The organism is Zobellia laminariae (assembly GCF_030553095.1).
Classification (GTDB): Bacteria; Bacteroidota; Bacteroidia; order Flavobacteriales; family Flavobacteriaceae; genus Zobellia; species Zobellia laminariae.
This window is the reverse complement of record NZ_CP130738.1, coordinates 2,790,788-2,806,884: the sequence shown is the minus strand read 5'-3', so window position 1 is coordinate 2,806,884 and position 16,097 is coordinate 2,790,788. Positions and strand designations below refer to the sequence as shown.

Annotated in this window: 7 protein-coding genes and 1 pseudogene; 3 read left to right on the top strand and 5 right to left on the bottom strand. The window is 37.1% G+C overall.

The features are described from left to right. Positions 1-2: 2 nt before the first annotated feature. Both Q5W13_RS13415 and Q5W13_RS13410 read right to left on the bottom strand, forming a co-directional pair. On the bottom strand, positions 3-5,147 hold the full coding sequence (locus Q5W13_RS13415) for a T9SS type B sorting domain-containing protein (protein WP_304443343.1): 5,145 nt from the start codon (positions 5,145-5,147) through the stop codon (positions 3-5). A 506-nt stretch (positions 5,148-5,653) separates the two neighbouring features. Further along, entirely contained in the window at positions 5,654-6,400 is a 747-nt protein-coding gene (locus Q5W13_RS13410) for an arylesterase (protein WP_304443342.1), read from the bottom strand. A 22-nt stretch (positions 6,401-6,422) separates the two neighbouring features. On the opposite strand from Q5W13_RS13410, the gene Q5W13_RS13405 reads away from it, so the two are divergent. After that, on the top strand, positions 6,423-7,112 hold the full coding sequence (locus tag Q5W13_RS13405) for an ABC transporter ATP-binding protein (protein ID WP_304443341.1): 690 nt from the start codon (positions 6,423-6,425) through the stop codon (positions 7,110-7,112). A gap of 47 nt (positions 7,113-7,159) precedes the next feature. Continuing rightward, positions 7,160-9,654: pseudogene (locus tag Q5W13_RS13400) on the top strand (ABC transporter permease). 75 nt (positions 9,655-9,729) lie between these two features. On the opposite strand, the gene Q5W13_RS13395 reads toward Q5W13_RS13400, so the two are convergent. The 3 genes from Q5W13_RS13395 to Q5W13_RS13385 are packed head-to-tail and all read right to left on the bottom strand — an operon-like array spanning position 9,730 to position 13,368. Further along, positions 9,730-10,575 carry an MORN repeat-containing protein gene (locus Q5W13_RS13395; RefSeq protein WP_194532361.1) on the bottom strand — a complete coding sequence of 282 codons (846 nt, stop codon included), beginning with the start codon at positions 10,573-10,575 and terminating at the stop codon, positions 9,730-9,732. 25 nt (positions 10,576-10,600) lie between these two features. Then, a complete protein-coding gene (locus tag Q5W13_RS13390) occupies positions 10,601-11,431 on the bottom strand; it encodes a DUF2490 domain-containing protein (RefSeq protein WP_194532362.1) in 831 nt (276 codons plus the stop codon). Between the two features lie 2 nt (positions 11,432-11,433). Further along, the gene (locus tag Q5W13_RS13385; RefSeq protein WP_304443340.1) at positions 11,434-13,368 is read right to left on the bottom strand and encodes a hypothetical protein; all 1,935 of its coding nucleotides are present in this window, start codon (positions 13,366-13,368) and stop codon (positions 11,434-11,436) included. 704 nt (positions 13,369-14,072) lie between these two features. Here Q5W13_RS13385 and Q5W13_RS13380 point away from each other — a divergent pair. Then, a complete protein-coding gene (locus Q5W13_RS13380; protein WP_304443339.1) occupies positions 14,073-15,920 on the top strand; it encodes a hypothetical protein in 1,848 nt (615 codons plus the stop codon). Positions 15,921-16,097: the final 177 nt, after the last annotated feature.

The following is a 16,097-nucleotide window of genomic DNA, read 5'->3' as shown; positions in this document are numbered from 1 at the left end:
AATTATTTCTTAAGTACCAAATATCCTTTGGTTTTCTTTAAATTATGTTCTCCGTTAATTTTAATATTAAAGAAGTATGTACCGGCGGGTAAACGTCCTCCACCTGTTTTTGTCTTTTGATTAGCCATTCCATCAAATACATTTGTATAATTATCATAACCATTTGTCTGAAATATGGCATCTCCCCATCGGTTATATATAGTTACAATATTATCTGGATGAAATTCAATTCCATCAATCACCCAAAAATCATTAATGCCATCCCCGTTCGGAGAAAAACCATACATTGTATCATCCGTTTGCTCTTCTTCGAATGATGTAAGAAACTTAAATTGCTTACAGCCCTCGGGACTACCTTCCTCATTATATGGTGAAACGGAAACGTATATTATAGCTCCAACAGGAAGTTCTTCCGCCAAATAACTGGTATCAAGACCAACGTCAAAATTGTCTAAAATATCACCTTGATCAATATCCGTTCCAAGTGTTATCAAATACCCATCAGCATTAGTGACTTCATTCCAACTAATAATTGTTGTTGTCGCAACATTTGACTGACCGTCAATAGGCTCAAATACAGCCGTACAAAAGGGTACAAAACTGTTAGTCAAAGAAGTTGCTGTTACAAATGATTGACTACCACACTCTAAATTTTCGCCATATGCATTGTAAGGCGCTATTGTAACGTAAATTTGTGTGGCACTTGGTAGGCTTCCGTCAAGAATAAATTCTGTTAGCAGACCAACATCTTGACTATCTACTATATCTGCCCCACCCGGTTCGGTCCCTACAGAAAAACTATAACCATCAGCATTTGACACTTCACTCCAAGAAATCATAGTGTTGGGATCTACCGCTCTTGTACCGTCAAAAGGTTGCACCAATATTGAACAAGAAGGCACTGTTGGCGCTCCTGCAGTAATAAAGCTCTCCGATATACAATTTTCTGATTCCCCTAATTCATTATATGCTACTATAGTTACAAAAACTTCAGTGTTCTCTGGTAGTTCATTTTCTAAATCATACCAAGTTGTTTTGCCAACATCTCCAGAAAAAATATCAGTCCCGCCTAATGATGTTCCTAAGTTTAGCGTATACCCTTGTGCATTATCTATTAAATACCAAGCAATATTCGTTAGCGTACTAACTTGCACTTCATTATTCATAGGAACTCTTAAAGAAGTACAGGATGGTATTGTTGTACCTGCACCAGTGGTAAATGAGTTTTCCATACAACCCATTGCCATACCTAAATCATTGTAAGGAAGAATAGAAACAAAAATATCAGTACTAAAAGGCAAATCTTGTGTTAAATCGTAGAAATTTGTTAAACCAATGTCTTCGGTCAAAATATCAGCTCCTCCAGAAAATGTTCCAATAGACAGTAAATACCCATCAGCATTTGAAATTGATGGCCATGCAAAGTTCGTTGAGATACTTACATCTGTTGAACTGATTGCGGGCATGCTTAAATTAACACAATTAGGTATAGATGGCTGAGCCGCAGTGGCAAAAGTCTCCTCGGAACATATTTGTGCTTCACCCAAATCATTATAAGGCGTAATTGAAACATAAATAGTACTATTCTCGGGTAAATCATCAGAAAGGTTAATTGAATTACTTGGCCCAACATCACCTGAAAATATATCCGATATACCATTAGAACTACCAATATTAAGCCTATAACCTTTAGCATTTTGTATAGCAGACCAAGCTATATTTGTAGTAACAGAAACTGCTGTATCACCATTAATGGGCATATTTAAAACTGAGCAATCTGGTAATGTAAGTTCTTGACTTGTTGTAAAAATTTCTTCTTGACAATCAAGAGCTTCGCCTTTATCATTATATGGTATTACAGTAGCATAAATAATTGTGTTTGAAGGCAAAACATCGGGTAAATCGAAAAAAGTGGTAGCGCCTAAATCTTCAGAAAAGATACTACTACCTCCTGACACTAAACCTAACTTAAGTTTGTATCCTTTTGCGGTACTAGATGTATTCCACGCAAAATTTGTAGCCACACTAACATCAACATCTCCATTCAAAGGCATTGCCAAAGAAGAACAACTAGGTATTGCTGGAATACTCGTAGTAAAACTTTCTGCTAAACATCCGACGGCTTCACCACGTTCATTATAAGGTATTATTTTTACGTAAATAGGTCTGCCTTCGGGCAAATCGGTGCGGAAATTGTAAAAAGTTGTTAGACCAACATCTAGAGAAATAACCTCATCTCCATCAGGAGTTGTTCCTACTTCCAAAAAGTATCCTTCAGCATATTCAGAAACATCCCATGCTAAATCAACTTGAGGATCAACATTTCTTTCTCCATTTATAGGCGCAATTAAAATTGAGCATTCGGGTAAAGGTTTTAGAGCTGCTGTTACGAAGCTCTCGGATTGACAAGCGACGGGAGTACCAATTGTATTATAAGGAACTATGGTTACGTAGATGGTTTCATCATCAGGTAAATTACTTTCTAATTGAAACTCAATTTTGGAACCAACATCGCGTGATAATAAATCAGAACCAAATTCTGTTGTACCCATATTTAAAACGTAACCTGTTGCATTCCCAACACGATTCCATCGAATTAGGGTATTAGCTTTTACATCAATATCGCCATTTAGTGGTCTGCTAAGACTGGTACATGGTGGTATTTCATCAGCCTCCGAAACTACAAAACTACTTTCAGCACAGCCAATCGCGTCCCCTTCCGAGTTATACGGGGTAATGGTTACAAAAATTTCACTATCTAACAAAAAATCTATAGGTGAATCATATATCGTACTACCGTCGTCTATATTTACATTTGCTAAATCACTAGCACCAGAAGTTGTTCCAACTTTAACACGATACCCCTCTGCACCACTGGCTACGGACCAATTTATATTAGTATCCCCATTCACACCAACACTACCTGTTAACGGTTGAGTTAAAACCGAACATTCTGGCAAGGTTGATTCCGAATTTGTTGTAAAAGATTCTTCTCTACACCCCAATAAAGGACCACTTTCAAAGTAAGGGGTTATAGTTACAAAAACTTCCGTATTCACTGGCAAGTAATTCTCAAAATTATAACCACTGACGTTTCCTACGTCAACTGCATCCAAAATATCAGTAGCACCTGGTAAAGAGCCAACACTTAAGAGAAAACCACAGGCACCAGATTCACTTTCCCATTCAATCCCTGCATTTATAGGAATATCAACTGATTTATTGAGAGGATTAATTAAAATAGCGCATGAAGGAATACCATTCGCTCCCAACACCAAATCATTTCGTTGAAGAACTAGGTTTTTACCATCTGTGCCTGGAGAACTAGCATCCTCAAAAGGCATTAAATCACTAGTTATTTCTGCATAATACACTCCTGATTCACAGGCCTCTGGGGCAGGTATCAAATACTCTGGAGCATCTGCTGCCCCAATAATCTCAACCCCATCCTTAAACCACTTGTAATGATTTTGGCTACCTCTAACTACTGTCGCCAAAGTAATGGGCTCGCCTGCAACAGTTGTAATAACCTCTCTAATATTCACCTTTGATTGACCGGCATAAGAGTACTTCCTAAATATATTGCCCCCTCCTTGCATAGTATTTGTATAATCAACATATTGCTGGTGTCTGGCTTCTAAATCTCCAAAGTGAAAACTATTGTTTTCAATACTCAAACTAAAATTATTTGTTGAAGCACTGACAAGCGATGTAAAGTCAGGCATTTCATTAGATAATAAATTATCGTTTAATGCATAAATTTCTTGACCAAGTGACCTACCAGAAGTTTGATAATTCTGAACAATTTGTTCTAAAATATTATTACCAGAAAAGGTATTAAACGAAAAATCAACATTAACCAGTTTAAGACATTCTGTGATATCTAGGGAAGAAATTTTATTATTTGACATATTGACATTAACCAATTCAGTGTTTTGAGTTATGTCAGGTCCTTCTCCTACAAATAAGTTTTTAGAAATATTAAAATCTACTAAAAGCTTATTCTCTGTAAGGTCTAAGCTTTTTAATCTATTTTCATTAAGTCTTAACTCAACTAGTTCTTGGTTATTCCTAAGATCTATATTACTCAATAAATTTTTATAGGCCCAGACCCTTTTAAGCTTTGGATTCTTACTCAAACCAAGACCTTCCATATTATTTTCCTGAACTTTTAATTCAACTAGTTTTGGATTTCCTTCTAAATCCAGATTGACCATTTTATTAGCTGATAAAATAAGAGTTTCCAATTCCGAGTTTGAACTAATATCTATTTCTAGAGGAGTTTTAGTTCTATTCCCTACAAACTCTAAATAATTTAAAGAAGGCATTCCTTGAAAAGACACAGGATTAGATATAGAATGAGGACCTATATGAATATAAGTCACTGTATTGGATTCGGGAAATTCTATAAATTCAGTAATAGTATATAAACGAATCTCTTCTAAGTTTACAAATAATGCCAGACTTCGAAAGTCGGTGACATTTCCATTGGCTATCCGAATTGATTTCAATTTTGTTTTAACTGTAGGCAGGGTCAACGTGATTATCTTTCCATTTAGGACTCCAAGGTCTAGTGTCTCCAAATTGTCGTAAAATGAGGTATCTCCTACCAAATCAAAGTTTGAGTATACAGTTAGGTATGTCAAACTTTTAGTTTGCGGGAATAATATTGTTTCTAAATCTTGAAAATTGAAAATATGAATATACTCCAGTCGAATATTTGCTGAAAGATTCAAAGTTGCTATGGAAGATGTATTCAATGCTTGTATCGAGCGGATATCAAGCTTTTTAAGATTAATATTTTTAGTTAAGTCAAGGCTTGCTAGAACCACATTATCTTTAAAACTCAGTTCTTCAAGATTTGTTAAATTATCTAGTGGGAGGGTAGTGAATTGATTTCTTCCCAAATTCAGTATTCTAATATTCTTAAATGCCTGTAACCCATCAAAATTTGTAATGTTATCCCCGTTGGATATAAATTCCGTAACTGCTTCGGCATCTGTATTGAGAATATCACCGGTAAGACCATTTGTATCATAGCCAAAAGCAATTAATTGTGTTTCAAAATTTGGGTCTGGTATTGGAGTAGATTGTCCAAATCCAAAGGTAAAAATCATTATAAACGATGCAAAAAGTAAATTTTTCATAATTAGTGTCTATCCAAAAGTATATAAATTAGTGCCATAGGTTAACAAAACTCTATTAACGACCAAATTCTAAGGTAAACCCCTCTAAATTGTATTTTCAAAGCACTTAATTATCAGAAGTATGTACAACACTAAAATCTAGTACGAAGTGAAACAACACTATTCTGTATTATTAATTAATAACAACCAGCTCTAATTTAAACCCTACCTTAATTCTTGAAAATGCTAAATTATTCCTGAATAGCCTCTGTCGACGGCGATTCAATCCGGAGCACCATAAATGTCGATATAAGGCCATTATTGCTTTGGTAGTGGCACCAAAACTTTAAGAAGCTAAGCGTATATTGGGCCGTTTCCGGTCAGGTATGCGTCGAAAACTAATCGGAAACTAAACATGTAGAAAGCTTTGTTATTGCTTGTTTGGACGAGGGTTCGAATCCCTCCGGCTCCACAAACAAAAAACCACCCAAAGGGTGGTTTTTACATTTTATCTCAGTTAGAAATCTCTAACCCCTAAGCAACGGCTGTAATGTCTCCCATACCGTATTCGCTACAATTTTATGCCCTTTAATAGTGGGGTGGATACCATCAGCTTGATTTAATGCCGCTATTCCACCCACGTCTTTTAAAATAAATGGAATAAATTCTATGTCATTCTTTTTAGCTAAGTCTACAAACAGCTGTTTAAATTCCGTAGTATATTTTTCTCCCATATTTGGAGGTAGCTGCATACCGGCCAAAATGATTTTGGTATCCGGACTTTTCTCTCGCACTACATCTATTATGCCTTGTAGGTTGGCTCGTGTTTCGGATAAGTCTACTCCACGTAATCCGTCATTGGCACCAAGTTCCAATACGAAAATATCAAGGTCCTGTTTTATCACCCAATCAATTCGGCTTCTACCTCCAGCGCTTGTTTCGCCACTTACTCCGGAATTGATTACAGTATAATCTAGGTTTAAAGAATCAATCTTTTGTTGAACTACCGCTGGGTAAGCGTCATCGCTATCATCTAGACCGTAGCCGGCAGTAATACTATCACCAAAAAATAAAATGCTTTTTGTTGCAGTATCTGTTACGACTGTATCTTCAACCTGTTCTGAATCATTTTGAACCTCAGCAGCTTTTTCCTTTTTTGCATCACCACAAGAAAGAAAAAATAAGGCTATAAAAAAATAACTAAACTTTATGAGTTTCTGCCCTAATGGCATTGGTAATTTAGAATGGAAATCTTTATTATGCGGCTTGAACATAAATGGTATTTAAATTAAGATAATGTCAAAGATATTAAAGATTACCGGTTTGGAGAGAACATACACCAGCGGTAACAAGCAATTAACAGTTTTGCACGACATCTCTTTTGATGTTGAGAAAGGCCAGACTTTTTCAATCGTAGGACCATCGGGAAGTGGCAAGACAACTTTATTGGGTTTATGTGCTGGTTTGGATGCGCCAAATTCGGGTTCGGTAGAATTATGTGGACAGGATTTAAACACCTTAAATGAAGACCAACGTGCCCAATTACGAAATAAGGAGGTTGGTTTTATATTTCAGAATTTTCAATTGCTGCCTACACTTACAGCACTAGAAAATGTGAGCGTTCCTTTAGAACTTCAAGGTGCCAAAGACGCTACTCAAAAAGGTACCGAATTATTGGAAAAAGTAGGTTTAAAAGACCGCTTACATCATTATCCTTCTCAGTTATCCGGTGGCGAGCAACAACGGGTGGCATTGGCAAGAGCTTTTGCGAATGCACCTTCTATCTTATTTGCAGATGAACCTACAGGAAACCTAGATACTGAAACCGGGGAAAAGGTAATTCAGTTGTTGTTAGACCTTAACAAGGAAAATGGAACAACCTTGGTCATCATAACCCACGATTTAGAATTAGCCAACCGTACGCAGCAAATACTGCGACTTAAAGGAGGAAAAATAGTAACCAATCAAGCTACTGCTTCAATTTGATGAATTCTAAATCTAACGAAAGTTTACGGACACCTTGGCTTTTTAAAATGGCGTGGCGCGATGCTAAAGCTAGCAAAGTGCGCTTACTACTATTTATGGCCTCGATTATTTTGGGCATTGCGGCAGTTGTTTCCATTCAATTATTCAGCACGAATTTAAAGGACAATATACAGCGTCAATCAAAAGCATTGATGGGTGCCGATTTCAAAATCGACTCTAAGCAAATACCCACGGAACGGGCACAGGCTATTATCGATTCGCTAAAGCCAGATGCATATGAAGTCAACTTTGTATCCATGGCCGTTTTCCCAAAGAATAGCGGCACTAAATTGGTGAAAATTCAGGGCTTGGATGGTAATTTTCCGTTTTATGGGGACATAGAAACGCAACCATCCGCTGTAGCTAACACCTATCAAGAATCAGGTGGTGCATTGGTAGATGCTACGCTAATGCTTCAATTTGATATTAACCCAGGTGATTCTATAAAAATAGGCGACCTAACCATTCCCATTGCCGGTGCATTAAAAGCAATTCCGGGAAGCACTGCCATTTCAACTTCTGTGGCTCCTCCTGTAATCATTCCGTACCGATATATAAAGGCCACGAATCTCTTGCAATTCGGAAGCCGAAAGGAATATCAATATTATTATAAGACACAAGATACGGTCAATCTAAAACGACTACAAGATAAACTAGAACCTGAACTAGAGCTAGAAAACGCAGATTTAGACACGCATACCAGTACCACAAAACGTTTGGGCAGTCGCTATGACAATGTTGGAAAATTCCTGAACCTTGCCGCCTTTATAGCCTTGCTTTTAGGATGTATTGGTATTGCAAGTTCCGTACATATTTACATCAAAGAAAAGCTAAAAGCCATTGCTATTTTAAAATGCATGGGTGCTTCTAGACTACAAAGTTTTCTGATTTTCTTGATACAAATAGCTGGAATAGGAATTATTGGTGGTCTTATCGGCTCACTCATAGGCATTGGTATTCAAGAACTATTCCCGTATTTACTTAAAGAATTTTTGCCCTTTGACCTTAAATTACCATTACCGCGCAACCTTTAATAATTGGCGTTTTGCTTGGGCTATTTATGTCCGTTTTATTTGCACTTCTGCCTTTATTAAGAACGTGGTATGTATCGCCATTAGATGTTTTACGTGTCGATGAAAATTCATCTCAAGAACCGCAAAGCGTTCGACTTTTCGTCTTTGGAGCCATTTTGATATTCTTGTTTTTATTTTCCTTTTGGTTGATTAAAGATGCCTTGTATGCCTTGGCATTTGTTGCCGGTACCGTAATTACGTTTGTCATATTAGGGGTGGTGGCATCGCTTTTCACTAAGATGGTGAAACGCTTTTTTCCCAAGCATTGGAGCTTTACGGCACGGCAAAGTTTACTCAACCTGTTCAGACCAAACAACCAAACCGTTGTACTGGTCGTTGCTATAGGTTTGGGTACTTTCCTTATTAGCACTTTATATTTTACCAAAGATATTCTATTATCAAAAGCTGAAATTGGACAGAGCTCTGAAAGTGCCAATATGATAATCTTGGATATTCAACCGGAACAGCGAGATTCTGTTGCAAAAACTATTGGTGACAAAGGTTTTCCAGTACTCAACAACATTCCTTTGGTAACCATGCGTATGCAGAATATTAACGGCAGATCGGTTAATGAACTCCGGAAAGATACCACAAGCGAAATACGTGGTTGGATTCTTAATCATGAATTTAGAACCACCTACCGCGATTCCCTTACTCCTTCTGAAAATTTGCTGGAAGGCACATGGACTCCAGAAATAAAAGAAGGCGAGCCTGTAATTATTTCTATTTCAGATAATTTGGCCAGGGATGCGAAAATAGGTATTGGCGACCCTGTTGTTTTTAATGTACAAGGCGTATTATTAAAAACTACAGTTGGCAGTATACGCGAAGTAGATTGGGCGCAAATGCAGCTTAATTTTTCGGTTGTATTTCCTAAAGGGGTGCTAGAAAAAGCACCTCAATTCAATGTTTTTACCAGTAATATACCAGACGAAAAAGGCTCGGCACTATTACAACGGGATTTGGTTGCTAAATTTCCCAATGTGACTATAATAGATTTGCGACAGGTTTCCACTTTGCTCGCAGATATACTAGATCAAGTGTCTTGGGTCATTAATTTTATGGCTTTCTTTAGCATATTTACCGGTATTATCGTACTTATTGGCTCCGTTAGAACAAGCAAATACCAGCGCATCAAAGAAAGTGTACTACTCCGTACGTTGGGCGCAAAAAACAAACAGATTTTAAAAATATCCGCCTTAGAATATATCTTTTTAGGTCTACTGGGTAGTTTGGTCGGAATTATACTTGCTTTGATAAGCAGCCTTTGCTTGGCAGTTTTTGTTTTTAAAGAACCTTTTGTTCCATCCCTGATTCCGTTTACTATATTCTTACCGGGCATTACGTTACTCGTCTTAATAATCGGCCTAAGTAATATTCAAACGGTATTGCGAAGTTCGCCTTTAGAAGTATTGAGAAGGGAAGCTTGATAACAAAATTATAAAAAACAAAACCCCGTAAACTTTAAGCTTACGGGGTTTTGTTTTTTTATTAAGAGGGTAAGCTTACTTATCATTAATCCGTTCCACCAGTTTATCATCGCTCCATTCACCACCGGCTACCAAATCCCCATCGGAATCAAAGAATTTACCATTTCCACTTCGTTTGTCATCTTTCCATTGTCCAGCATATTTCTCTCCATTTGGCCAGTAGTAGGTGCCAAAACCGCTACGTTTATCTTCCTTGTAAGCACCAATGTAATATTCCCCATCAGGCCAGTAAAAAGTACCTTCACCGTCGCGCTCGTTTCCTACCCAAAGTCCTTCGTAACGGCTACCACTGTCTAAAAGAGCAATCCCGTAGCCATTAGCTTTTCCGTTTTTCACCTTACCTACATAATGCATTAAATTGCCTTTCGCACTTTTAAATTTCAGGTATTGCCCAGAAGATTTATCTTTCATCTGTTTCTTTAAACGGGCCAACTGTACTTTGGTTTTCTCCAAGGTAAAGTTTAAAGAATCGTATTTACGAACCTCCCTTGCAGAAGCAATTTCGGGTTTTGGCAAACTATCCAATTCCGCTTTTACAGAATCTGCTTTGGGCTGTGTTCCAGATTTTGCTTCCGCCAACTTCTGCGCCAAAGCAATGCGCAACGGAATACCCATTTTATTCTCTTCCCTCACTTTTAAAGAAGCGGTGTACGATTTGATTGCGGAATCATACTGCCCCTCTAGCAAAATAGAATCTATTATGGCCAACTTCTCATATTCGCTCAATTCTTCGGAAATATGTCCTTGTTCTTTCTTTACTTCGGTAAGTTGTTTTTGCAGTGAATTCGACTTTGTAAAATAGAACAAAGAACAGCCAATGGTTGCGGCCAGAATCAAATAGAGAATAACATTCTTTTTCATGATTTTCTAAATTTTCAGGTTCGTCTTAATCGTCTAGGTGAATTTCCGGTAATTTGTTTTTCACCCTTCTAAAATCTGGGGAATAGTACATGTGAAAACGCAATGTCCAGTTTTGTTTGTAATATCCCGCATTGGTTAAATCCTGTCCTTGGGAATACATCAATCCCGTTGCAAATGTCAATCTAGGCGTAGCAATATATCCAAAGGTGGTTGTTAAACGTAAGTCTTCCATAGGGCTACCCACTACTGCCTTTCCACTTTGCATAATCAATTCCGCTTCCGGCGAAACATAAATGGTCTTAGGTTTTAGCTTATGGCTGTTCAAAGGAATTTTTGCCCGGAACATATAACGCCATCTATTTCTAAAAATATACTCGCTATTCTCCACAAAACTTTGCGTCCATCGGTGTTCAATTCTGATGCGATGATAGATCATTGCCGTATACAAGGGTTGTGCAAATTGGTACTGGTGCCATATACGCCATTCCGGTACTACATTTCTATCTTCAGAATCCTCGTCCGTATTGAAATTGATACGCACTACTCCACCTAGACTAAAGTTCACTTTTTTAGAATAAATATAGCCGATTGCATGACGATTATAAATCTGGCCTACCTGACCAATAAAAGGCGTGGCTTTGGTTTCTTCAAAGCGAAAATGCGTTTGCGCATCCCAAAATAGACGCTTGCCAATTCTAATCTTACCATAGGTATTTACCCATAATTTAGTCTTAGGTTCTTTGTATTCCGACTCAAATGGTAATTCTACTTTTTCCTCTTCTTGGGCTGAGACGCTTCCGGTTACGACCAAGAGCGACATTACAAGCCAAATAAAATTATTTTTTCTGCTTTCCATGTCTAGTTCTCCTTGGCGGTTGATTGCTCATGAAGCAGTTTCATAATCTCATTGGGGTTCTTCTCCCTACGCAATTTGCGTTCTAGTTTTTTGGTATCCTCTTCCCTAAGTTTCACCATACGATCGTTGGTATGCGTAATCTGCTCGGTAAGCTTTTTTGCATTCTCACAATCCACTTCGGTTGCTTGTTTCAGAAAACTCGGAATTAGTATTTCGCTGTAGGCGGAAGTGACTTTCTTTTTTACCCCTTCTTGCATCACCGTTGCCATAAAAGGATTCCAAATGGCATCTTCGTACAGTATTTTTATTTCCTCGGATGTGGCGGGAAGGGCACCAAGAACACCCGTTAATTCTTGTAATTCATTCAAGCACACTTTCAGCTTGTTACCAAAAGCTAATTTCTCTTCGGGGTTGTTTAGGGAAGCATATTCCCCTAGTGACTTGTCCGCCAGTTTTTTTAAGTTGTTCAACGGCGCATTGTATAGCACCGGAAGCGCAGGCAGTAAAGAGTCTATTTGCGATACTAAAGTATCGTTCTCGGCAATCAAGTCTGTTTCTAGTCCGTTTAAAGCCTGTAATCGTGCCTCGTTCGTCAATCGGTCGGATAAGGACTCCATGAGCTCTTGCAAACTTAGTCTGGCGTATCCCGCTATTGCGGCGACGGTTTTTGTGGAGTTGCCATTAAAATTGAACTCACCGGTATTGGCCAATACAAATGTTTTAGTGGCTTGCGTACTATCGGTTACGACTTCAATATTCGTACTGGGTTTTCCTGAGGGCCACAGTTGTTGCATTAGCTTAGGAAGCTCCATATACTCCAAAATATCTTCCTCCTTGTATTTTGCGAAAGTACTGAGCGGTTGCAGAAAGTCGGCATCTATTTTTTTGACCACTTCATATCTATACTGCGCATCTGCATCGGAGCGTCGTACTATGTTCAAATGACTGTTATGTAAAAGGGTATCGCTTATGGATTTTGCCGTTTTATAATCTTGGGCAATTTGGTCAATATCTGATTTCTGCTGGGCATCTAGTTCGTAAAACGGGACTTTAACCTTAAAATTCGGAGTCAGTTCAGTTGGTCCCATTTCGTTTAGAATGCCGTTTAATTTTGCATAGTAACCGTCGTTCTCGGCTAGCAGCTGGGCAACATCACTTTTAAAATCAATGGAATTTTCAGAAGTTATGGTTGCTTTTAAAAGGTCTATATATCCTTGGTTTAGAGCTATGGTTTTATAAGAATTATGCGAAGCAAAAACACTGATTTTTTTGGATATACCATCCGTAGTCCAATTAATCTCCTGTAGCAGCCCCTCGTCAAAAATCCAGTTTTCGGTATCTTCTAGGTCGTTAGATGCGTAAGATGTCCATTCATCATGTGCTAGTCCGTTTCTTAGAAAGCGGCCCACGAGTACCGTACTATCGTTTTCCATCTGAAAACTTTGTTGGGGCACGCCATTTTTAAAATTGATGACACTACTAAAAAGTGTGGTTTCTACTTCTGAGGATTTAATGCGGTTTACTTCATACAACCATTTCCCATCAGGTTTGCCTTTTGAAAGGGCACCTCTACCCTCCTCTTGTTGGCCACTAATCAATACGCGGTATTCATAACCTACCAGCTTACTTTCACTTTCTGTTTGAAACTCGCCAAACTGAAAATGCCAAGGTCCCGATGGGGTGCCTTTATAAAACCTGCCTTCCATTAAAAAAGAAGTATCCGCTTCTTCCAATAAGGCATTGAGGTTGCTACTTTGCAATTGAAAAGCACCATCGTAGAGGGTATCTTGTTCCGTTACCACATAGGTGTAGGCAGCTTTCCCCTTGTAGACGCCAACTTCTAGCGGGCCATTGTATTGTTGCTTCTCTTGACCATACGAATGGTACAGGAACACCATGGAAATTAAAAGAACAAGCCGTTTTTTAAAATAGATCATTCGGCAATTTTGGTATATAATTGGTTCGTCTTGGTAGTAAAATACGGAGCTTAGCCCTATCTGGACGTTTGGCGGAAGCCTTTTTAACATATACGGAAACCTGTACGTCTATTTTTACGGATTTATCAGGCAATCAACTAGTTCCATTGAAATTGTTGGTTTTAAGAAGTTGAATAGTACATAAATACAAAAAGAAGAAAAAACCACAAAAACCTACCTACACCCGTAATTTCTTACACTTTAACGAGTAAAACAGTAGATGACCGCAATTGCAAAAAGAACACTTGTTTTTGGTATTGCTATTTTACGATATTTAAGGTTTGTAGGAAAATAGCCTTGGGGTTTGCATGAAAAATAAAAATGATGCTATGGGTTACAACACTAGTTTCGTTTAGATTTTACCCCATTTTTTATAGTGGATTACGCTTTAACGTAAGGCTATACCATTGAAAACGGAGATATTTGCGGCATACTGTTTAACCCTCCTTATTTTCATAAAAGCAGGCATAGGCAGATAGGACCAACAATACCTATGAACACTAAAAAAGTAACGTATTTAACCCTAAACCTGAAGATTATGCGGCATTTGCCTTTAATCCAGTAGTTAGCTACCATTTGAACAAACATCGAACTTATGCCGAAAAGTAGAGGAAGAAAGAAAAAAAAAAAAAAAGACAAAAAAAGTCTACGGAAAAGCTTCTGGAGTGAGAAGAGAACTTGTTAATGGCATAGAACTAAAGTTAGATGGAAAAAATATTACCGTAAAAAACAAACGTACCAAGAAACAACACGAAGAATATATTCAACAAGTAATCGCTAATAGACCTAAAAACCTAGAGTTTATCGAAAGCTCTATAGAAAGAGTTATCGAAATTTTTAAAACATTTGATAATTTTCAACTTTTAGGTTTCCTTTCATATAATCACTTTTTAAATCACAATAATCCAGAAGATGATGGGATGGCTGAAGTGACTTTGGAATATGCAACTAGTTTTGCAACTGCTATTAGTAACAATCCTACAAAACAACCTACTACAGATATTTTCGAAGAACTTAAGGATTTACTTACAAATATTAGAATGACTTATAACGCCTATATTTCTACGGAAGGACTAATTGCAAATTATACCGAGCAGGAAAGTCATTTGAGATTCTTAACGGTTTTAGAAGCATTACATATGCGTGGAGATGGATATATGAATCATATTTACAATGTATTTAAAGAAATGTTTTCTGGACACGACCAATTTCTTATAGATAATTATGGTTTTGATTCAAATGATATTCTAGAAACATTTATGCAATTAGAAGATTCTTGGTATTGCAGGTTAAGGTTGCCTAACGGAGCACCACACCCAAGCTGTATGAAAAGGTTTAAGGAGTGGTATGAAGGAAAAGGTATAAAACTGTTTCGAGCTGATGACCCACAGCCAATGATTGATTTTCTAGCTGACAATCCTGATATGGTTTCGCGAGATGGTAAACCTGATGGCTACTTAATCAGTAACCCTAAACAATCTCAAGTATTACACAAAATAAGATTTAGAAAAGCACAACATAAAAAGGTAGTAGAAGCCATTAATCAAGAATTCGGAGAAAATGTAAATTTCCTAAACCCAAAATTTCAAGGTTTACCATTAAATGAAACTTTAATAATCCAAAAACCTATAATCAAATACAAAGATGAATTCTATCTTTTTGCTTTTAACATTCTGACTCGAAATCTTTTTGATATTGCAGAATCCTTAATAAAAAATGCAGACAAAAAATATTATAAGGAAAAATATCTAGGCAATAAATACTCACTTTCAAGAGACAATTATTTAGAAAATAAAACAGCAGAATTATTAGATAATTTTATTAAAAAATCAAATTCATACCTCAATCTCAAATATAAACCTGGAATACTCGATGAAAATGGCAACCTTGTTGAGACTGAATTAGACTTACTTATTGTTTCGGAAAAAGCAAATTACATCGTTGAAATAAAAGCTGGAGGTTTATCAGCGCCATCTAAAAGAGGTGCCTTAAAAAGCTTAACAGGTCAGCTTTCTGAAACTGTAGGTTATGGAGCATATCAAAGCCACCGAGTATACAAATACATAATAGAAAACGACAATAATTCTTTTTATGACAAACAAGGGAAAATAATAAATGTCGATAATACCAAGAAAACATTTAGGGTCACAATAACACTTGAACATTTATCTGGATATATTTCAAACCTGCACGAATTAAAAGAGTTGGGAATTGTTGAACCTGATGTAGAATTTGCTTGGAATTGTAGCTTATTCGATTTAATGATATTTTCCGATATTTTAGAAAACGAAGATGACTTTATAGAATATTTAGAACAAAGAATTCCATTGTTCACGAGCGAAAAATTACGAGTAAATGATGAAATTGACTTATTAGGCTACTTTCTCGAGAATGGAAAATTAGTTGATGAGAAACTTCTAAAAAAAGTAGATGACTATGCATTAAATAAAGCTTCTCAAGAAATAGATGAATATTTTCAAAAGGGAGGAGAAAAACCGAAGAAAAAACGGTAGCTAACAATGTATATATAACATTACTCTAACAGGATTTCTGAGAGATTAGTGTGTATTTGCTGAGACCGCCAAATTTTTAAATTTGGCTTGTGTATTATCCGAAAATTATAGCTATTTTCAGCACTACTTTTCATATACGAGACGTGACCAAAAATACACTAAAACTTGTAAGAATTC